The sequence below is a fragment of the Caldococcus noboribetus genome (assembly GCF_055389385.1).
Map to the genome: position 1 here is coordinate 1321141 of NZ_AP042475.1, position 20370 is coordinate 1341510.

Consider the following 20370-nt stretch of genomic DNA (forward strand, 5'->3'; position numbering starts at 1 on the left):
AGCTTAACATGTATACACACATTTAGGCCTTATTAGGAGCGCCGCATGGCAAGTCTATATTAAAATGTCTGCAAAGCCGCTGTCGGTGGGAGGACAGTTGAATGCCGTTCGTTGGCTTGCAGCGGCAGTGATCGCTGTGGGCGTCGGCCTGGCAGCGTTCAAGGCTTTGAGGCCAGACTCGGCGGTGTTATCGTACCTGGCGGGGCTGACGGAGCTCGCCATAGGCAGGCTTGGCTACGCTGGCATCGCTGGCCTCATGGCCCTTGAGAGCGCCGCCGTGCCTGTGCCCAGCGAGGTTGTAGTTCCTCTGGCGTCACTCCACTTCAGGTCCATCCAGGGGCTCATCAGTGTTGTCCTGGCGTCGACGGCCGGCAACCTGTTGGGTTCGGCGGCGCTCTACTATGCTGCGAGGGAGGGCGGGAGGGAGCTCCTTTACAGGTACTCCTCAGCGCTAGGCGTAAGCAGGGAGGAGCTGAGGAGGGCCGAGGAGTTCTTCGCCAGCAGGGGAGGCCTGGCTGTGCTCATAGGAAGGATGCTGCCTGCCGTCAGGACCTACATATCCGCCCCTCCGGGGCTCTTCAGGATGGCCGCCGCGAGGTTCCTGGCATACACGCTTGCGGGCTCTGTGGCCTGGAACTCGCTCCTGGCGTGGCTGGGCTATAGCGTCGGCTACTCCATAATAACCTCACCATGGCTTGACTACGCCGGCGCCGCAGGGCTCGTGGCGTTAGGCCTTGCGATGCTCCTCAGGGCATGAATGCCCTGGCCGCGTTTGAATCCCTGCGCCAAAGGGCCTTAAGTGTCCGAGCGCAGAGCCATCAAACTGTTATGAATTTCAGCGATGAGGACTTTACACTTCTGCAGCTACATAACGGCTTAACGCGCAGGCCTCAAGGCTAGGCGCCTGAGGCGTTAAGGATTACTTTTAGGCCTGCGGCAGCGAGGGGCCTCAGCCAGGTAAAACTCGACGGGCATAATTAACCCCTGGCGAACAGTAGCTCGGGACTCCTCTTGAGGGAGGCGTCGCTCATAGGGGTTGAACTTCCTGAGGTTAAGAGGGGTGACGACCTGGCCTCGCTCATATGCTCCTCCGCCAGGCTCCAGGACCATGACGTGGTCGCGATAGCCAGCAAGGTGGTCTCGAAGGCCAAGGGCTACCTCCTCGACCTGAGCTCGGTGAGGCCGAGCGAGAAGGCATCAAGGATAGCGTCAGCCCTCGGCATGGACCCCAGGTGGGTTGAGCTCGTGCTCAGCCAGAGCGACGAGGTCCTGGGCGTCATACCTGTCAAGGAGCTCTACGACTCCGGCGTGCTGAGGCTCGAGGACGTGGCATACGATATGGACGCCGCCAGGAGGGCCCTTGAGAGGTTCCCCTACCTATTCATAGTTAGGCGCTCAGGCATGATATGGACTGACGCGGGCATTGACGCCTCAAACGTCCCAGGGGGCCTCTACGCTGTGCCGCCCCCGGACCCGGACGCCGAGGCCAGGGAGCTCTCCAATAACATAGCGTCCAGGTGCGGCGTCAGGGTTGCTGTTGTCCTCTGCGACACTGAGGTTAGCGTCGCGGGCGCCTCAACTGACAGGGCCATAGGATCCTACGGCATAAGGCCGGTTGACAGGGGCTTCGGCAAGCCTGACAGGAACGGCGTGCCCAAGTATGGCGGCGTTGACCATATAGCTAACGAGGTCTGCGCCTCCGCCGCCCTGCTGGCGAGGCAAACGAGCGAGTCAATACCTGTTGTCGTCGTGAGGGGCATAAGCTACGAGTGGTACGAGGGGGGCCTAAGGGACTTCTCCATGAGGCAGCCGGCTGAGGCGCTGAGGGCAGTGATAAGGGCCAGCCTGAGGGCGCTGGGCCCCGAGGCCCTGGCCAAGCTAGTAGGCGATGTCCTGCCATGAGCCCAGCTGTCCCGGCATTGAGCGTGCCAAGGCGTTACGCTTAGCACCGTATCAGCGAGTTTTCTCTTTGGTGTCGCCTGCGAGCGAAGGGCCCTCTGGGCGGCCTAATTGGAAGTTTCATAACCACTACTGTTGGAATAGCCACCATAGAAGGGTGAGGCCTTACTCCACCTCTTCCTCCGAGGAGGTTGCCCACAGCCCTCGCCGCATATGGCCCTAAACGGCCGTCTACTTTCTCTAGCCTGACGCCGGAGTGCCTCCGGGCTTGAGTACGTCACGCTGAGGGTCATGTTTTATATGGTGCGTACTAACAGCAGCTAACTAAGGCTGTAGCGGGGCCCGTAACATTCATGGAAGGTATGCTGAGCTTCCTCAGAGCCTTAAGCGGCCTCATCGGTGATTCCTTTCTCTTCTTAGGAAAAGCTTTTATCTCTCGTACGACTAATTTATACAGGGAGTAGCTTACGTTTGAAGGTTTTATAAAAAAGATGATGAATAGCTTTAATTTTAACGTTGAGCCCGTGGACGGCCTTGAGCTGCCGGAGCCCGACGGCCCCCTGCCCCTCTACGTGCACATGCCCTTCTGCCCCTTCATGTGCCCCTTCTGCGTGTTCTTCAGCGTCCCCTACAGGGAGGCCGAGGCCAGGACCTACGTCAAGTCATTGATGGCCGAGGTTGAGGGCCTCATGAGCCGCTGGGAAGGAGTTCGCTTCCCCGAGGTCTACGTAGGAGGGGGCACCCCCACCGTGCTAGCTGAGGGGGTCTGCGAGCTCCTTGACGTTATAAGGTCCTACCAGGGGTCTGTGGAGGCGTCAGTCGAGGGATCACCCTACGACATTGACGACGATAAGGTCTCCATGCTGACGTCCGCCGGGGTTACCAGGATCTCGCTGGGGGTCCAGTCCTTCTTCCCTGACAGGCTTGCCAGGCTTGGAAGGCCGAGGATAAGCTGTGACGCCATAACTTCAGCCGTGGAGGCCTGCTCCAGGGTGAGGACCGTCAACGTAGACATACTCTTCAACTACCCAGGGCAGGGGGAGAGGGAGCTCAGGGAGGAGCTCGAGGCCTTCTATGACAGCAGGGCCAACCAGCTGACCCTCTACCCCCTCATGCCGTCAATAAGGGGGCGGGCAACCGTATGCCCGTGCGGCGAGGAGAAGGAGAGGACCCTCTACAGGTCAGCGGTCAGCGAGGCCAGGAGGCTGGGCCTGACCCAGATTACGGCCTGGTGTTTCTCCAAGTCACCCAGCGGCCTCAAGGACGAGTACATAGTTGACTCAGACCTCTTCGTTGGGGCTGGGGCGGGGGCCATGAGCCACCTTGAGGGGCTCTTCAGCGCCAACACCTTCAACATATCCAGGTACGAGCGCCTCGTGGTCAAGGGAAGGCCGGCAGTCAGCCTTGTCAGGAGGCTCAGCAGGGAAGAGGAGGAAAGGCTTTACGCGCTTTACGGCCTCTACGGCCTCAGGCTCGACAAGGAGGGCTTCAGGAGGAGGTTCGGGAGGAGCGTCTACAGGGCAATGCCTAAGGAGCTGCTCTTAATGGAGCTGCTCGGGCTTGTCAGGGACGCGGGGAGAAGCATTATGCCAACCAGCAGGGGGCTCTACACGGTTAGCCTCCTCATGAAGCTCTTCTACATTAAGGTGTCCCACATAAGGGCTGCGGCTATAAGGGCGGGCCTCTGAGCAGCGCTAGGATTGCCTGAGTTGCTGGGGCCTGCCACGGACATCGCCTTAGCGCTGCTGAGCTCCGCCGGCTGCGTGCCGCTGGGCGAGGTAGTTTCAAGGACGGGGCTCGGCGGCGACGTCGTCCAGGGATACCTTAGCCGCTTGGAGGAGCTCGGCGGCCTGAGCGTTGACGGCGACTCCATCTGCCCCCTCAACAGGGCGCTCCTGGCCGCCGCGGCAGTGAGGCTTGGCGCTGACCCTGAGGCCGTGTCTAGGCTCCTCAGCTGGAGGGACTTTGAGGGGCTTGTGGCGGAGGCCCTCAGCGAGGCCGGCCTCAGGGTATGGAGGAACCTGAGGGTCCCGGGCAGGGGCGGCCTCGAGGTCGACGTGCTTGGCCTCGGCGGCGACAGCGGCGTCGTGGTGGACTGCAAGAGGTGGTCCTACAGGTCAAGCTCGCCCTCAAGGATAGCCGAGGCCGCCTCAAGGCACGTTGAGAGGGTCAGGAGGCTCATAGCCCTCTGGGAGCGCCTGGGCCTTCCAAGCGCCCCGAGGAGGCTGCTGCCGGCCCTGGTGGTGCTCAGGGAGGACCTCCCTAAGGTAGTCAACGGGGTCGCCGTGGTGCCGGTGCTACAGCTCAGCGGCTTCACCAGGGAGCTTGAGGCCCTGGTGGACGAGCTGGGCATTGACAGGAAGGAGTACAAACATTCCTACCCTTCGGGGCAGGCCAGTATTTGAAGCCAGGCAACCCCGAGAAGCGCCTCGGGCCGCTGAAACGGCGCACGGCGAAAGGCCTGAAGGCATTCCACCTCAACGGTCAGCGCGTTCACCTAATGCAATAAGTGTCGCACCAAGGAGCGATGGGCGAGGGTGCGCCGACCAGGATCGCGGAGAGCTCATGGATCCTGAACTGCTGGCCTCCCTGCCCACGGCCTGCGGCTAGACGTTGCGACTGTAACTAAGGCCATGCGTTAAGGCTTCCATGATTATAATCCTTATAAATAATCTGTCAATCACTGCGCTCACGGTAGGTTAGCTTGAGGACCGAGGTCAGGGGCGGCCTAGTCGTTACTGACGGCTCCTTCAGGTTCCTGCTCGGGGTCAACTACTGGCCGAGGAAGACCAACATAAGGATGTGGAGGGACTGGGACGAGGCCGCAGTGCTAGATGACATAAACTCCATGAAGTCCATAGGGGTCAGGGCTGTGAGGCTGTTCCTCCTCGACCAGGACTTCGTGAGCTCCAGCGGCGACGTCAACGGTCAACAGCTTGAGAGGCTCAGGTGGCTCCTTGACAGGCTCGGCGACAACAACATCGCAGGCTTCGTGACCCTGATGGTTGGCCACATGAGCGGCAGGAACTGGGGGATACCGTGGGCCCCCGACAACGACATATACTCGCCCAGGGCCGTGGAGGGCGCCGCGGCGTTCGCCAGGCAGGTGGCAGAGAAGGTCAGGGACAGCGGGGGGCTTGGAGGCTGGATACTGAGCAACGAGATGAGCCTTGTGAGGCGGGCCTCGAGGCCTGAGGAGGAGCTGACCCTGCTCAGGGCCGTGAGGCAGGCCATAAGCTCAGCCGACGGCAACCACGTCTTCAGCTCGGGCGACGTGCCTGACAGCTACGGCCAGACCCCCCACTTGGTCAGGGGGGTGACGGACTACGTGGGACCTCACCTGTACCTCTACGACGGCGACCCCGTCAGGCACGGCTACCTATACTCGGGCATGCTTGAGCTGTTCTCCGACGACGGCCAGAGCCCGGTCATACTTGAGGAGTTCGGCTTCAGCAGCCTCCAGTACTCTGAGGCGGACAGGGCCGCCTTCATATACGAGGTGCTTTACTCGGCCCTAGCCCACAGGGCCTCTGGCGCCTTCGTGTGGTGCTTCTCCGACTTCCCAGACGAGGCCGACATGCCCTACCTCTGGAGGCCCCTCGAGCTTGGCTTCGGCCTATTTGACAGGGACGGAAGGCCTAAGCCATCAGCTGAGAGCTTCAGGAGGTTCTCCAGGGAGCTTGAGGCCCTTGAGGGCCTCGGGCTCGAGGGCCTCAGGAGGACCTCCAAGGCCTTGGTGGTGGCGCCCTTCTACGTGTTCGGCGAGTACCAGTTCGCCGACTACAGGAGGTGGCTTGGGGGCCTGCTCCAGGCGGCCAGGCCGACGCTAGTGGCTCACCAGCTGCTGACCATGGCTGGGGCCCAGGCCTCCATAAGGTACGAGCCCGAGCTTAAGGAGGACGACCCTAGGAAGCTCGTGGTTTTCCCCTCTACCATAGGCGGGCTCACGGTAACCTGGAGGAGGCTGCTCAGGCTGGCCGAGGGCGGGAGGCTGGTCTACGCGTCCCTTCTCAGGGGCCTCGGGCAGGCGGCGTTCATGCATGAGTCCGCCACGCACCTCTGGGGCGAGCTCTTCGGCGTGGAGCCGTCGCTGAGGGCGGGCTCCCCAGGGGTGAGGCTGGAGGGCGCGGTCAGGCTGAGGCTGGAGGTCGACCTTGGCGACCTCAGGGCAGGGCATGAGGTCCCAGTGGCCCTTCAGCAGCCCCTGCTGACGTATGACGTCAGGCCTGTCGACGCTGAGGTCATAGCTACCGCCAACGACAGGCCCGTGGCGTTCATGGCAAGGAGGGGGGCCGGAAGGGTGGTCCTCTCGCTGCTCCCGCTTGAGGCGGTGCTTGCCGACCTGTATTATGTGGACGACTGGTCGCCCTACGCGGCCCTGTACAGGGCCCTCGCGGTCCAGGCCGGGGTTGAGCTTGCCGCCAGCGACGACCCGAGGGTTGAGGTCCAGGTGCTGAGCGACGGCAGCAGGGGGCTCGCCTTCATGATAAGCCACTGGCCTGGCGAGCTGACCGCCTCGCTGCCGGTTAAGGGCGACCTGGTGGCAGGCAACTCGCAGGTGAAGGAGGGGAGGGCGGTGATGCCGCCCAGGGGCGTGGCCGTGATAAGGTTTTGAGCGATATAAGTTATTTACCCTCATGGCTCACGGTTTCCATGAGACGCCTTGGATCGCGTGTCCAGGGACATATACATACTTGGCGCCGTGAGGACCCTCAGGAGCTTCAGCTTCGGCTACGTAGCCTTCCTGCTTCCGCTCTACCTTAAACACGTGGGCTTCTCCTATGAGATGATAGGCCTCTACACACTCATAGCTACCATAAGCAGCGCTGTCCTGACCCTCGTGAGCGGGTGGCTCGGCGATCTCTACAGCAGGAGGAAGGCCCTGGCCATAATGTCCCTGCTGCCCGCGGGCACCTACGCGGCGGTGCTCTTAACCAAGAACCACGCGGTGCTCATGGCCTCGGCTGCCTTTGGGCTCACCATGAGCCCCATGGGCGGGGGCTCGGGCGGCGGCCCAGTGGCGCCCCTCCAGACGGCCATGGTGGCCAGCAGGGTGAGCCAGGAGGCCAGGACGAGGATCTACTCATACTTAATGATGGCAGCCATAGTCTCAGCCCTGGCAGGCTCGGCCTTCTCAGGGACCGTCATGAGACTCTCGCAGGCCTACTACCTTGAGCTCTTCATGATAGCGCTGCTGATAACCGTGAGCACGGCCGCCCTAGTGCTGCTTGTCTCGGAGGAGCCGGACAGGTCGCAGAGGCCCTCCAGCGCCGTCCCCAGGAGGTCGGCCAGGAACATAGGCAAGGTCTCGCTCGCCGGCCTCTTCGGCAGCCTTGGCCTTGGAATGGTCATGTCGCTGCTCCCCGTCTACTTCAAGGAGCTGGGAGCTAACGACTTCCAGGTGTCATTGATATACGACGCTTCTTACGCGGCCGCCGCGGTGGGCGCCCTCATCGCGCCTCTGGCCGAGAAGGCTATGGGGCCCGTGAGGTCGATACTGATACTCAGGGGGCTTGGCTCGGCGCTGTTGGCCGCAATACCCCTCTCAAGGCCCCTCGCCCTGGCAGGGGCCATATATGCCCTGAGGACTGGGCTCTACCAGGCCGCCCTGCCGATAAGGCAGAACGTGAGCATGGAGCTCTACGACCCCTCGGAGAGGTCAAGGGGGCTCAGCATAACTGGCGTTTTCAGGAGGCTTCCATACGGCGCGGCAGCTGCCGTTGGCTCTGTGTTATTCCAGGTTGGCGCTTTTGTCGTCGTGTTTTCGGCGGCCGCTGGGATATCACTGCTCGACCCGGTGCTATACTACGCCTTCTTTAGCTACTTCGACAGGAGAGGCAAGGCCTTTAAGGCCCGGGCGGAGAGGTAAAGTGGTGATTATATGAACGCCGCGGCCTGGTTCCTCATAGGCTTCCTAATAATACTTGTGGGCATGTTCATAATAATGGCGGCAGGCATCTACGAGGCCTACAGGCAGTCCTCCCAGGCCAAGGGTCAGGTGCAGGCCGGCGGCGTGGTTATGATAGGCCCCATACCCATAGTGTTTGGCACCTCGTGGAAGATGGCGATAATAGCTATGATCCTGGCGGTGGTGCTCATAGTGATATCGGTAGTGCTGATGCTGCTGGCCAGGGGCATGACCATACCTAAGGCGGAGTCGCTGGCGGCCCTGCTCCTGAGGCCCACTTGAAAATAACAGCTTAAGCTTAAGCCCACCGGCCGGCAGAGCCCCCTGGGCGACTGGCTCTGAGCGTTAAGGTAATATCATTAGTCCTCCTAGCGCTCCTAGCCGCGGCCACCATTCTGCCAGTTAGCTACGTCAAGGCAGTGGGCGAGCCCGCCAGCCCTAACGGCCTGCTTAACTACATGATAGGAGGACTGAGGGGCTTCAAGTATGTAGGCCCCCTTCCAGGAAATGTTAATGTTGTAGGTGTCCTCTACGTGCCTCTCAGGGACGTGCCCCTGATATTCTACTACGCCCAGGCGGTGGGCGACCCAGGCTCGCCGCTCTACCGCAGGTTCCTGACACCGTCCCAGGCTGAGTCCATGTTCGTGCCTGAGGCCCAGGTGGAGCGGGCCGTAGGCTACCTGAGGTCGAGGGGCCTCAGGGTCATTGCGGTGGCGGGCTCAATGGTCGTCTTCAGCGGCCCCGCGTCGCTGGTCGAGGGGGCCCTCGGCGTCTCCCTGGGGCTCTTCAGCAACGGCACCTCAAGCTACTACGCGGTGACCGGATACAGGGGCGGGCTTCCATGGCCCCTCCCTTACATATCTAATATTACAGGAATAGTGCTGGGCACCCCCAAGTTCCTGGTAACTGCTCAGAACTTGATTAGGCTCAGGTCCCTCTACGACGTCAACGTCTCATACCCTGAGGAGGTGTACCCCATGACCTCGCTTGCCGAGGCCTACAACGCCACATACCTCTACTCGCTTGGCGATGAGGGCCAGGGAGTCAACGTTGGAATAGTAGACTTCTACGGTGACCCGACGCTGCTCCAGGACATAGCTTATTACGACTCCCTCTTGGGCCTCCCGCCCGCCAACATAACCGTGGTCCCCATAGGGCCGTACAACCCCAACCTGGGCGTGCTCACCGGCTGGGACGTGGAGATAGACCTTGACGTTGAGGCTGTGCACTCGGTGGCCCCGAGGGCCCACATATACCTGTACGTGGCCGGGGGAGCCCTCCCCCTGTCTACCATAATAGCCTACATAGACCAGCACGACAACGTATCCATAGTGAGCCAGAGCTTCGGCATACCTGAGTCGGTGTTCTCATACTATGGCTTCAGCTTCTACTACTACAATATTTACCTTAGCGACGTCTACTACGCGCTTGGGGCTGCGGAGGGAATAACCTTCCTCGCGGCGAGCGGCGACGGCGGCGGCATGGGGTACAGCGCTGGGCCAGTTGGGGACGTGAACTACCCAGCCTCGTCGCCCTGGGTGCTCTCCGTTGGGGGCACGACGACCTACATTAGCGGAAACTCAAGCGTCCAGACGGCCTGGTCCTCGGCCGGCTTCGTGCCGTACATGCAGAACGTGGGAGGCTCCACGGGAGGTTACAGCGCATATGAGCCCATGCCCTGGTGGCAGCAGGGCGTGGCCCCGAGCCCCCCTCAGGGGTTCCCACACGGGAGGGCTGTCCCTGACGTCTCTGCCAACGCTAACATTTTCCCGGGAGCCCTAATGGTTACTGAGGACAACGAGACCGTCCTGGCCGGCGGCACGAGCGAGGCCGTCCAGCTGGTTGCGGGCCTCCTGGCCCTGGTTGAGGGCTACGTGGGCCACAGGCTGGGCCTCATAGCTCCCACGCTCTACAGCCTTTACTTAAACCAGTCGACCAGGAACGCGTTCATACCGGTGACGTTTGGCTATAACATACCCTGGGTCGCGTCCAACGGCTACAACTTAGTCACAGGGCTCGGGGCGATCAACGCGGGCAACCTGGCCCTCTACCTCTCAGGGCTCCACGGACAGGGCCTCTCCATAAAGGTGATCCCGAGCAACGCGTCCCAGTTCATAGAGCCTGGCTCTACTATCAACGTGAGCGCTAAGATAACTTACAGGGGCTCCAAGGTTGTCAACGGCTCCTTCGTGGCAGGCCTGGAGCTCATGAGCGGGACCGTGGCCGAGGAGCCCATGCACTTTAACTCCACCACAGGGCTCTGGGAGGCGTCCCTCCACGTGCCCCTTAACTCCTCAGGCCCTGCCTTAATAGAGGTCAGCGGCAGCTACAACGGCTCCCAGGCCTCATGCGCAGTTGAGGACTTCGTGGGCTACTTCGGGGCCATGTCGCTCCCGACACCCATGTACCCGTACATGCCGTACCTGGGCGTGCCGCTGGCGGCCTTCGCCACGTCGCCCACGGGGGCCCCTGGAAACGTCAGTATGAAGGTTGAGATCCTCAGGTATAACCCACTCAACAACACCTACACGGAGGTCTACTCGCAGCCCATAACGCTGGGGACCTCGAGCATAAACTTCACGGCCCCGCCGGGCTACTACATAGTCAAGTTATCCGGTCAGGCCTACGGCATGACGCCCATATACATGGGCGACCTCATGCAGCTCTTCATCCTGCTCCCCCAGGTGCTCTCAATGCCTGGCGCCGTGCCTGAGGGAGGCTATATAATGGTTGAAGGGATTCCCGTACCTCCAATAGAGACCGCGGCCCTTGTGTCCTCTCAGACGGGGCTTGACCTCTTCGACGCCATACTCTACGGCTCCAACGTCACGGTAAGCATTGTGGGCCCTGGGGGCGGCGAGGAGGCCTCCTCCCAGGTGCCCCTGACGGACTCGGGCCTCTACTACGGCTTCCTCCAGGTGCCCAGGCAGGCCCAGCCAGGCTACTACTGGGTGCTGCTCAACGCCTCATACAACTCCACCACGCTGGGCGGCCTGGTCAAGGGCTACGGCGTCGACATGATCTACGTGGGGCAGCCCCTGAGCGCCCAGGTAGCAGTGCTCCCGCCCATAGTTGAGGGGGGCGGGAGGGTATCCATAGAGGCCAGGATCACGTACCAGAACGGGACCCCCGTCAGGTACGGCCTGTTCTCCGCCACCATAGTCCCGGCCAGCCTCGCGCAGCTCTATGAGAACGCGAGCAGGCAGGTGGAGGTGCCCCTTTACTACAACTCGACCCTCGGCCTCTGGGTGGGCCAGGCGTACCTTCCAGGGCCGAGCTCCATAGGCAACGTGAGCCCCTTCGAGGTGGGCAAGGGCGAGGAGTGGTACATAATAGTCACTGGGGTCAGCCCCTTTGGCAACGTGCTGACCTACTCACAGGCCTCAGTCATAGAGGGCAGGGTGGCGTACTACGCCAACGAGGCCCTAACCTTCCCCTTTGAGACCACGGGCGCCATGTTTAACAACGTCACCATAGAGGGCTACAGGGGCAACGTGAGCTGGAGCTACTTTGAGGGCGTTAACTCCATACGCAACAGCAGCCTTGGCCTTGAGTTCGACGACGTGGAGGGGGAGCTCATAATATATGACAGCGTGGTCACTATGAGCTACGTCAGCGCCAACGAGGTTGTGCTGATAGACAGCAGGCTCTACCTCAGGTACTCGAGCGTGGGCAAGCTGATACTTGGGCCGGGCTCTAACTACACCTCTAGCTACTCAACCATAGGCTCCGTGGGCGGTCAGTACCAGATAGCAAGGATAGCTGGTTGGACCCTGCAGCGCTCCATATCTCTGCCATCCTCAAGGCCCTACATAGCCTCGATACAGCAGGCCCAGGTAGCCCAAATCCATGAGGGAAGGGTCAGGTCCCTGGAGGGCTACAGGAACCTTGCCGTGGCCGCGGCGCTGGGGATTCTTATAGTGGCCGTCGTGCTCCTCCTGATGAGCCGCGCTAGCCGCTCACGTTGAAGTAGAGCTGGTTGAACAGGCCAGAGTAGTAGAAGCTCCTGGAGCTCACATTGTAATAGTAGAGCAGTAGCAGCAGCTTGTACTGCCCTGGCCTCGCGGGGGCCCTCAGCACCACTGGCGCCGTCGCGTTGTGGCCTGACGGTATAACAATATAGATGTCGTAGCTGTTTATGGACTCGTTTAAGGAGGAGGGCTCCGGGGGCAGCGAGGAGTTCAGGACCCCGACCCTGACCTGGTAGAGCATGACGTCGTTCATCTCGTTCTTTATTAACACGTAGAGCGTGGTGCTAGTATTAGGCAGGAGCACCTGGGGGTAGTCACCTATCTCCAGCTGGCTGTTGAGGAGGGCTATGACGCTGAAGGGGCCAGGCCTCCAGTAGAGCTGGGCCAGCGTGACGCCCGAGAGGCCTATAGCGAGCACTATGAAAAGCCCAGCCACGTAGAGCGGGAACCTCTCGGGGCCGGCCTTGCTCGGCCTAGCCTCCCTCCTCGGCCCCTCCCTCAGGATTACCTTGTAGTTCCTGTGCGCGTACATCCAGAGCCTCCACGTCAGCCTCCTGCCGTACCTTACTGAGGCAAAGGCGCCGAGCAATAGGGCTACGACAGATGCTATGACGGAGCCCATAAGCCTCCAGAAGCTCGCCCTGGCCCTTGCAAGGATAAGGGGTCCCTGAGACTCAAGGGCCTTAGCGGTTGAAGCCAGCGAGCTGCACACAGCGCTATTTGCATATGATGCGTTAACCATGAGCTCGTTGAGCTCGTTGACATAGCTCATGTTGACGAAGAGGTAGTTATGGTACGCCCTCTCAGCGTAGGCGAAGGCGGCCTCGCCATCTGCTATTGCAGGCCCGCACTCCGCCATGGCTGGGGCCACGGCTATTGCTGCCACCAGCAGAAGGGCGGCGGCCACAGCAAGGGCTCTCAACCTGCCTCCCGCCTCGGCCAGGAGAGAAGCATGTTATAAAAACGAAGCAGCCAATGATGTAGGAGGGAAGGCGTTGAGCGACCATGACTCCTTGACGCCCAGACCCTCCTCACTGCGACCCTGCCCTTCCTTTTATTTAGCTGCTGGGCGAGCCGTGCCGGAAGCCATCATAAGGTCTGCTTAAGCCTCGTTAGGCGCCCGAACCTCCATGCCGTGGCTAAAGGGTTTCTTTCTCCGGAGGCGGGTGAAGGTCAGCGGCCAACGGCCATTTAATGTAAAGCCTCAGCCATGGGAAAGCCGTAAAAGCGGTCAGGCCTCGGCCTCCCTATTGTAAATCATAAAGGCCAGGGCCGCCGGCACCACTGCCCACGCAGCTGAAGAGACAGCAGCGTAGAGGTAGCTGACGCTGAAGATGGAGGTTCTCAGGTAGTTCGCAAGTATTGAGCTCGCCGAGCTCAGAGGAGTCAGGTACAGGGGCCAGCTGGAGTTCAGTATGAACGACAGCACCTCGCCCACGTTAAAGAGGTAGAGCAGCAGGTACAGGACAATTGCTATAACCAGGAACGACCTCCTGGTGAGCACCGCCACTAGGTACAGCAGTGAGTAGAAGCCAGCAAGGTCAGTGAGCAGGGACGCAAAGGCCACCAGGGCCACGGCGGCCCTGAACTGCAGCCCATAGAACGCCGAGGCGCTGGCCGTCACAGCAAGGGCCGTCACAAGGGACGAGAGAACGAGCGCCACCAGCCCGCCCGTGTACCTTGACGTTATCAGCTGAAGCTTGGTCAGCGGCCTCGCTAGTATGAACTCTATTGCCCCGGTGGACCTGTGCCTGGCGAACAGGTCGTTAACTAGGAACAGCCCTGCGAGCGGGAAGAACTCAGCGAAGACGTCCAGGGCCTCGCTCAGCGCCTGCGACCTTAGGCTGCTCACCATAAGCTGTGGCACGTTGATCGCTGCGGAGACCAGCAGCTCGCCGGTGCTGTTCGAGGCAGAGAGGCCCACCCTCAGGATCGGCTTATTAATGTCAAGCCTTACCCTGACCTGGTGCACGCCTGGCCCAAAGGCTCCCACGTAGGTCCAGCTGAAGTTGCTGTTGAACCTGGCCTGCTGGGCTACGTAGAGGCTGTACATGCTAGGGTATGACGTGTTGGGGACCGCGAATACAAGCGTGGCCTGCCTGGACGCCAGATTAAAGTTAGTGACAGCGACGGGCGTTATGTCAACGCTCCTGTTGGAGCCGTCTATCAGGGCGTACATGTAAGTGACCCTCACGCCAGGCGCTAGCCTCAGGTAGCCCGAGGAGTTGGTCCTGGCCACTACGGCGAGCGCCCGCCCGGTGGTAACGTTGATGGCCCCGTAGTAAACCGTGACCCCTCCGAGCGGGCCTGAGTTTGAGAGCAGGAGGCCGAGCTCACCGCCCGGGGAGCTCGACACTGGCGAGGCCACGACAAAGTGGTACTCGGTTACGCCGCTCTGGGCCGCGACCAGCCTGCTGAAGGCGTAGCCCAGGCCCACGCCCGCGGCTATCAGGCCCACCAGGAGAATTATGAGCATCCTGTTTAGCGTTGACCTCCTCACGTCATAGATGAAGGTGCCCCTCACTGCCCCTCGCCTCCTATCAGCCTGAAGAAGTAGTCCTCAAGGCCTCCTACCTGCGTCAGCTCCCTGACCCTGTAGCCCGACCTAACGAGTTCAGCGTTGACGTCCTGTGGCAGGGCGCCGACAACCTCAAAGGAGCTGGGACCCAGCTTAACTACCCTGCCAAGCCTCGACAGGACGTCGGGCAGCTTCTCATCGGGATTCTCAACTGTTACCTTGACCCCGGAGCTGGCCTCAGCCAACACCTCTTCCATCCCCTTCACGGCTATTATCCTGCCCCTGTGTATGAAGACCACCTTGCCAGCCACGTTCTGAACCTCGCTGAGTATGTGCGACGAGAAGAGCACGGCCTTCCCTCCCTTCCTGGCCTCAACCGCAAACTGCCTGAAGAACGCTATGCCCTGGGGGTCCAGCCCGTTCAGCACCTCGTCGAACAGGTAGTTAGTGGGGTCTGATATCATGGAGGCCGTCAGGGCAAACCTCTTCTTCATTCCCTGGGAGTACTCCCTAAGCCTCCTGTGCTCGGCCCCCTTGAGGCCGACCTCTGAGAGCAGCCTCTCAGCCAGCTCATCGGCCTGCCTGCCGGTTATCCCATAGTACCCGGCAAGGTAGACCAGGTAGTCCTTGGCCCTGAACTCCTCCTCAAAGGCCGGCAGCTCAGGCACCCACCCAACCCTCATGGAGGCCTTGACCTTGTCCTTGAACATGTCTATGCCGTCCACGAGCACTAGACCAGACGTGGGCCTGAGGACGCCGGCCGAAATCTTAATTGTGGTGGTCTTGCCGGCCCCGTTGACCCCCACGAAGCCGACTATCTCGCCGTTGTTAACCCTGAAGGACACGCCATCAAGGGCCTTCAGCTTTCCATAGTACTTGGTCACGTCCCTCAGCTCTAGCAAGCTAAGCGCCTCACTAGACTTGAAAAGTGACTACTATTAAAAAGGTGCTCACTGTAAGGTGCCTGCAGGGGTCCACCTCAACTGGGGTGCAGAAAATGACCGTCAGCCAAAAGTGACTTTAGCGATAAATTACAAAAAAGCGGAAGCCCTTCACTCGCCTATGGCTCCCTTGATGCCAAGCTTCTCCTTTATCGCCGCCTGGGCCGCGGCCAGCCTGGCCACGGGCACCCTGAACGGCGAGGCGCTCACGTAGTCAACGCCAGCGCCGTGGAAGAAGTTGATTGACGCCGGGTCGCCGCCGTGCTCGCCGCAGACGCCAACCTCAAGCTTGGGGTTGGCCTCCTTGCCCTCCTTAGTGGCTATCTGCACCAGCCTCCCCACGCCGGCGACGTCAACGGTGTCGAAGGGGTCGTTGGCCAGTATGCCCTTCTCCAGGTACTGGTTCATGAACTTGTTCTCAACGTCGTCCCTGCTGAAGCTGAAGGTTGCCTGGGTCAGGTCGTTGGTTCCGAAGCTGAAGAAGTCCACCTCCTTGGCTATCTCGCTGGCCGTCAGGGCAGCCCTGACGGTCTCTATCATGGTGCCTATCTTCACGTTGAGCTTGACGCCGTACTCCTTCTCAACATCATTAAGAGCTGGCAGTATGGCGTTGTTCTTGACGTACCTTATCTCGTTCACGTCTGAGACCTGCGGCACCATTATCTCAAGCACGGGGTGCTTGCCCTCCTTTATGAGCTCCGCCGCCGCCTCAGCCATCGCCCTGGTCAGGTAGTAGTAGATGACTGGGTAGGTGACGCCTACCCTGACTCCCCTGTGTCCCATCATTGGGTTGGCCTCCTGCAGCGCCTTGACCCTGTTGTAGAGGTCCTGGAGCTCAGCTATCTTCTGGTCAAGCTCCTTCACCTTCGCAGCGTCGCCGGAGGCCTGGGCCTTCTCCCTCTGCTCCCTGAGGTCATAGATCTGAGTTAGCAGCTCCTCGCCTGAGGGCAGGAACTCGTGGAGCGGCGGGTCTATGAGCCTTATTACTACAGGCTTGCCGTCCATTATGTCCAGCATCTCCTTGAAGTCAGGCTTTATCATATCCGCGAGCTCCTTCATGTGAACCTCCCTCTCCTTGTCGTCAGCGGCCAGTATGACTCTCCTCAGGGCCTCAAGCCTCTCCGGCTTCCTGAACATCCTCTCTATCCTAAGCAGCCCTATCCCCTCGGCGCCGAACTTCTTGGCCATCATGGCGTCCTCGGGCACGTCGGCGTTGGCCCTGACGCCCAGCTTCCTCTCCTCGTCAGCCCACTTCAGCAGCTCGTCAAGCCACCCTCCGAGCTCAGGAGTCACCGTCGGCAGCTCGCCGAGGTAGACCGAGCCGCTGTTGCCGTCTATGGTTATCCAGTCGCCCTCCTTCACTGTAATCCCGTTCACCGTGAACGTCTTGGACTCGTAGTCTATCTTTATGGCCTCAGCCCCCACGACGGCCGGCTTGCCTATGGCCCTGGCCACTATGGCCGCGTGCGACGTCATGCCTCCCCTGGAGGTCAGCACTCCCTGGGCCGCGTAGAAGCCGTGGACGTCATCTGGCTTGGTCTCAACCCTGACCAGTATGACCTTCTTGCCCTGCTTGGCCCACTCGACGGCGTCGTCAGGGCTAAAGACCACCTGCCCGCTGGCTGCCCCAGGCGAGGCGGGCAGGCCCTTGGCTATCGGCGTGGCCTTGACCTTGGGGTCTATGGTTGGGTAGAGCAGCCTCCTCACCTGCTCTGGGTCAACCTTGAGCAGCGCCTCCTCCTTGGTCAGCAGGCCCTCCTTCACCATCTCAACTGCCGTCCTGACCCTGGCCAGCGGGGTCATCTTAGCGGGCCTGTTCTGCAGGAAGTACAGCTTGCCCCTCTCGACGGTGAACTCTATGTCCATGACGTCCTTGTTCACCTGCTCGAGCTTCTTGCCGGCCTCTATTAGCTGGTTATAGACGTCAGGCATCCTCTTCTTGAGCTCGTCAAGGCCCAGCGGGGTCCTTATGCCTGCTACCACGTCCTCGCCCTGGGCGTTGGGCAGGAACTCGCCGTACGGCCTGTTCTCGCCGGTGGACTGGTCCCTGGTGAAGTAGACGCCGGTGCCTGAGTCCCAGCCCATGTTGCCGAACACCATCGTGACCACGTTCACTGCGGTGCAGTCGGCCATGTCAGGGGTTATGTTGTTGGCTATCCTGTAGAATATGGCCCTCGGGTTCATCCATGACCTGAACACGGCCCTTATGGCCAGCTCCAGCTGCACGTACGGGTCCTGCGGGAACTCGCCCCACATCTTCCTTACGAGGTCCTTGTACTCGTTCACCAGCTCCTTTATGAGCTCCAGCGAGCGCGCCCACAGCCTTGGCGCTATGTCCCTAGGCGGCTGGGCGTCAAGCCTTGGCGTGTACTCCGGGTAAATCTTCCTTATGGCGTCAAGCTCGTCCTTGTAAGTGGTCTCCGCCTCCCTGGCGAACTGCTCGCTCTTCCTGTCAAACGCATCATTGAACGGCTTCTCGTCGAGCGCCAGCACTATCCTGGCGAACATCTGGATGAACCTCCTGTATGCGTCGTAGGCGAACCACTCGTTGTTAGTAGCCTTGGCAAGGGCCTGGACGCTGTTGTCGTTAAGTCCTAGGTTAAGCACGGTGTCCATCATGCCGGGCATTGAGAGCGCCGCCCCTGACCTCACGGAGACCAGGAGCGGTATGCCCTCGGCCGCGCCGAACTTCTTGCCCGTCCTCCTCTCCAGCTCCTGCATGTGCTCCCTGACGTCGTCCATTAGGCCCGCGGGCAGGTCACACTGGTCTATCAGGGCCCATATCTTCTTTATTATCTCGTCCCTCACCGCGGGCGGCGGGTTGCCCCTGAGCTGCCTCTCAAGCTCGTCCATCTCGGCCTTCTTAGAGGAGTAGAACTTGCGGCAGGCCTCGGTGGTTATTATGAAGCCTGGGGGCACTGGGAGGCCTATCTGGGTCATCTGGGCCAGCGAGGCGCCCTTGCCTCCCAGGAGCTTCTTGTCCTTCCAGTCAGCCTCCTCGAACCATAGGACCAGCCCTGTCCTTGCCAACTTATCCCACTTCCTGTGCTGCGCTGTATAAAGCTTCTTATAAAAGCTTAGCTTTCATATAGTTAAATATAAAGTTCCTGAAAAATAAACGCGGCTAAACTGTACGCCCACGCAGGCCGCCGAGGACAGGGGGCAGGAGCGAGACGAAGTCGCCCTCCGAGAGCCTCAGGTTGTCCGCCTCCGAGAGTTTGACGGACCTGCCGTTGACCAGGACGAGCAGCCTGTCGCCCAGGGCCTCGAGGAGCCTCCTGCCGTGGGCCTTCTCTATGTAGGTCAGCAGGTCGGACAGCGTGGAGCCCTCCTGGAGCTCCACGGTCTCCTTGCTGACCCCGGCCATGGAGGCAAGCTCGCCGCCGTACATAACGTTAACCTTCAATTCCAGGCCCCGCCGCCAGTGGTAGCCAAGGGATAAGGGCTTTAGCCAGTATACTCCTTGTGCACACAGATTTGAAAGTACAAAGGTTTTTATGCACAAATTCTGACCGTGAGGTTCAGTGGGCAACTTGAGCGTAGCGCAGGCAGAGAGGAAGCGCGCGATCAGGGCAGTTCCAAGGCTTAAGAGGGGCGTGGTGGGAACCCTTGAGGCCGTGGCCCAGGAGATAGCAGCCATGGCTCCTGCCTGCGACACGGTGGCGTTCATAACGGCCGCCGCCGCGTTCGCGTTCGTCCTAACGCCCCTGGCCTTCCTCTTAGCGACGCTGACCATGTTGATAGAGGTCAACACCCTCTACCACCTCTCGAAAAGGCACGCCAGCGCCGGCGGCTACTACGGCTACGTGGCGACGGCCTTCGGCCCCTTCCCAGCCATAATAACTGGCCTCATGTACCCGGTCTACCAGATAGCGAGCACAGCCGCCATACCAGTTTACGTGGCCGGCGTTGTTCTGCCAGGAGTCGTGCACTACTTCTGGGGCATGAACCTTCCAGGGTGGACGTGGCTGCCGTTCATAGTGATCTTCATTATGGTCCCCATAGCCCTCGCGGCGGTGGGCATAAGGCCCCAGATGAAGTTCCTGAGGTACGCCGCCCTCGCAGAGGTCAGCTTCCTGGCGGTGAGCTCCCTTATAATAATAATCAGGGCCCCTGACAACACTTGGAAGGGTCTTCGACCCCTTCTCCTGGCAGGCCGTCTATGGGCCCTACTGGAAGGCCTACGGGGGGGCCCATGGCGGCCCTGGGGCTGGGCATGATATTTGGGCTCACCAGCTTCATAGGGTACGGCGGCTCAGCCCCGCTGGGCGAGGAGGTCAAGAGGAGCAGGGACATAACTAAGGCCCTGGTGCTCGGGGTCCTCATAGTTGGCGTCGTGCTGACCGAGGTGGCCTATGGGCTCACCGTGGGCTGGGGGACCAACAGGCTGGTGTCGTTTGCGGGCAGCGCCATACCGGGCATAATAGTTTACACAGAATACCTTGGCGTGGCGGGCGGCCTCATGCTCGCCCTCTTCGCGTTCAACTCAGCGTTCTCCGACAGCGTCGCCATGCAGTCAAACGCTGGCAGGGTCTACTTCGCCATGGGCAGGGATGGCATACTTCCCAGGTTCTTCTCCTACGTGCACCCCAGGTGGGTGACTCCAAGCAAGTCGCTGCTCTTCGTGGGGATAACGTCAAGCGTGGCGGCGGTGGCCTCCGCCTTCATAGTCAGCTACTACAGCGGCGTCAGTCCACTTGCCATGCTCTTGCTGCCCGCCACGTCACAGAAGGTCGTGACCGCGCTGGGCAACACCTTCGACTTCCTTACTACAATAGCGCTCGTGGGCTTCATAACTGCGCACTTCATAAACAACACCGCAGTCATGGTTATGTTCAGGAGGCTCAGAGAGAGGCACTTTGGGGTAAACAAGGTTGTGCACCCAGTTCTCCACTACTTCCTGCCGGCCGTGGCCACGGTCATATTCGCCTTCGTGCTCGTAGAGTCCATATGGCCGCCCCAGTTCCCGGTGACGCAGGCGGCGGCAGTTGGCATCGCGCTACTGGCGTTCTCCGTAGGCTACACGGCGTGGCTGAGGCGCTCGAGGCCCGAGGCCTACAGGAGCGCCGGGGTAACTGTGAACATAGTAGAGGAGGAGAGGCTGGAGCCTGGCAGGTGAAAGTGTCAACCCTT

15 protein-coding genes are annotated in these 20370 nt (G+C 60.7%); 10 read left to right on the plus strand and 5 right to left on the minus strand.

The window, feature by feature from the left end; genetic code table 11:
- Positions 1 to 85 precede the first annotated feature (85 nt).
- The 8 genes from ACZ5GQ_RS07095 to ACZ5GQ_RS07130 all read left to right on the plus strand — a co-directional run bounded on the left by ACZ5GQ_RS07095 (position 86) and on the right by ACZ5GQ_RS07130 (position 11775).
- Entirely contained in the window at positions 86 to 757 is a 672-nt protein-coding gene (locus ACZ5GQ_RS07095) for a DedA family protein (RefSeq protein WP_498856453.1), read from the plus strand.
- 254 nt (positions 758 to 1011) lie between these two features.
- Positions 1012 to 1902 (plus strand): coenzyme F420-0:L-glutamate ligase, encoded by an 891-nt coding sequence (locus tag ACZ5GQ_RS07100; RefSeq protein WP_498856454.1) that lies wholly within the window; start codon positions 1012 to 1014, stop codon positions 1900 to 1902.
- A 491-nt stretch (positions 1903 to 2393) separates the two neighbouring features.
- Entirely contained in the window at positions 2394 to 3587 is a 1194-nt protein-coding gene (locus tag ACZ5GQ_RS07105; protein ID WP_498856455.1) for a radical SAM protein, read from the plus strand.
- A gap of 12 nt (positions 3588 to 3599) precedes the next feature.
- Positions 3600 to 4304, plus strand: coding sequence for a restriction endonuclease (locus ACZ5GQ_RS07110; RefSeq protein ID WP_498856456.1), 705 nt, complete (start codon positions 3600 to 3602; stop codon positions 4302 to 4304).
- 299 nt (positions 4305 to 4603) lie between these two features.
- Positions 4604 to 6514, plus strand: a complete 1911-nt coding sequence (locus ACZ5GQ_RS07115) for a glycoside hydrolase 5 family protein (RefSeq protein WP_498856457.1) — start codon at positions 4604 to 4606, stop codon at positions 6512 to 6514.
- A gap of 57 nt (positions 6515 to 6571) precedes the next feature.
- Positions 6572 to 7768 carry an MFS transporter gene (locus ACZ5GQ_RS07120; protein ID WP_498857392.1) on the plus strand — a complete coding sequence of 399 codons (1197 nt, stop codon included), beginning with the start codon at positions 6572 to 6574 and terminating at the stop codon, positions 7766 to 7768.
- A gap of 12 nt (positions 7769 to 7780) precedes the next feature.
- Positions 7781 to 8089, plus strand: coding sequence for a DUF131 domain-containing protein (locus tag ACZ5GQ_RS07125; protein WP_498856458.1), 309 nt, complete (start codon positions 7781 to 7783; stop codon positions 8087 to 8089).
- A gap of 137 nt (positions 8090 to 8226) precedes the next feature.
- On the plus strand, positions 8227 to 11775 hold the full coding sequence (locus ACZ5GQ_RS07130) for a S53 family peptidase (RefSeq protein ID WP_498856459.1): 3549 nt from the start codon (positions 8227 to 8229) through the stop codon (positions 11773 to 11775).
- Here ACZ5GQ_RS07130 and ACZ5GQ_RS07135 read toward each other — a convergent pair.
- From ACZ5GQ_RS07135 to ACZ5GQ_RS07155, 5 genes are all read right to left on the minus strand, one after another.
- A complete protein-coding gene (locus tag ACZ5GQ_RS07135; RefSeq protein ID WP_498856460.1) occupies positions 11759 to 12700 on the minus strand; it encodes a hypothetical protein in 942 nt (313 codons plus the stop codon). The genes ACZ5GQ_RS07130 and ACZ5GQ_RS07135 overlap by 17 nt on opposite strands.
- 309 nt (positions 12701 to 13009) lie before the next feature.
- Positions 13010 to 14302 carry an ABC transporter permease gene (locus ACZ5GQ_RS07140; RefSeq protein WP_498856461.1) on the minus strand — a complete coding sequence of 431 codons (1293 nt, stop codon included), beginning with the start codon at positions 14300 to 14302 and terminating at the stop codon, positions 13010 to 13012.
- Positions 14299 to 15198, minus strand: coding sequence for an ABC transporter ATP-binding protein (locus ACZ5GQ_RS07145; RefSeq protein ID WP_498856462.1), 900 nt, complete (start codon positions 15196 to 15198; stop codon positions 14299 to 14301). The genes ACZ5GQ_RS07140 and ACZ5GQ_RS07145 overlap by 4 nt, the downstream gene beginning before the upstream one ends.
- 150 nt (positions 15199 to 15348) lie before the next feature.
- The gene (ppdK, locus tag ACZ5GQ_RS07150; RefSeq protein WP_498856463.1) at positions 15349 to 18267 is read right to left on the minus strand and encodes a pyruvate, phosphate dikinase; all 2919 of its coding nucleotides are present in this window, start codon (positions 18265 to 18267) and stop codon (positions 15349 to 15351) included.
- A 94-nt stretch (positions 18268 to 18361) separates the two neighbouring features.
- A complete protein-coding gene (locus tag ACZ5GQ_RS07155) occupies positions 18362 to 18643 on the minus strand; it encodes a MoaD/ThiS family protein (RefSeq protein WP_498856464.1) in 282 nt (93 codons plus the stop codon).
- A gap of 127 nt (positions 18644 to 18770) precedes the next feature.
- Between ACZ5GQ_RS07155 and ACZ5GQ_RS07160 the strand changes: the two genes are divergently transcribed.
- Positions 18771 to 19457, plus strand: coding sequence for an APC family permease (locus ACZ5GQ_RS07160; protein ID WP_498856465.1), 687 nt, complete (start codon positions 18771 to 18773; stop codon positions 19455 to 19457).
- Positions 19433 to 20356 carry an APC family permease gene (locus tag ACZ5GQ_RS07165; protein ID WP_498856466.1) on the plus strand — a complete coding sequence of 308 codons (924 nt, stop codon included), beginning with the start codon at positions 19433 to 19435 and terminating at the stop codon, positions 20354 to 20356. Before ACZ5GQ_RS07160 ends, ACZ5GQ_RS07165 begins: the two co-directional genes overlap by 25 nt.
- The last annotated feature ends 14 nt before the right edge of the window (positions 20357 to 20370 follow it).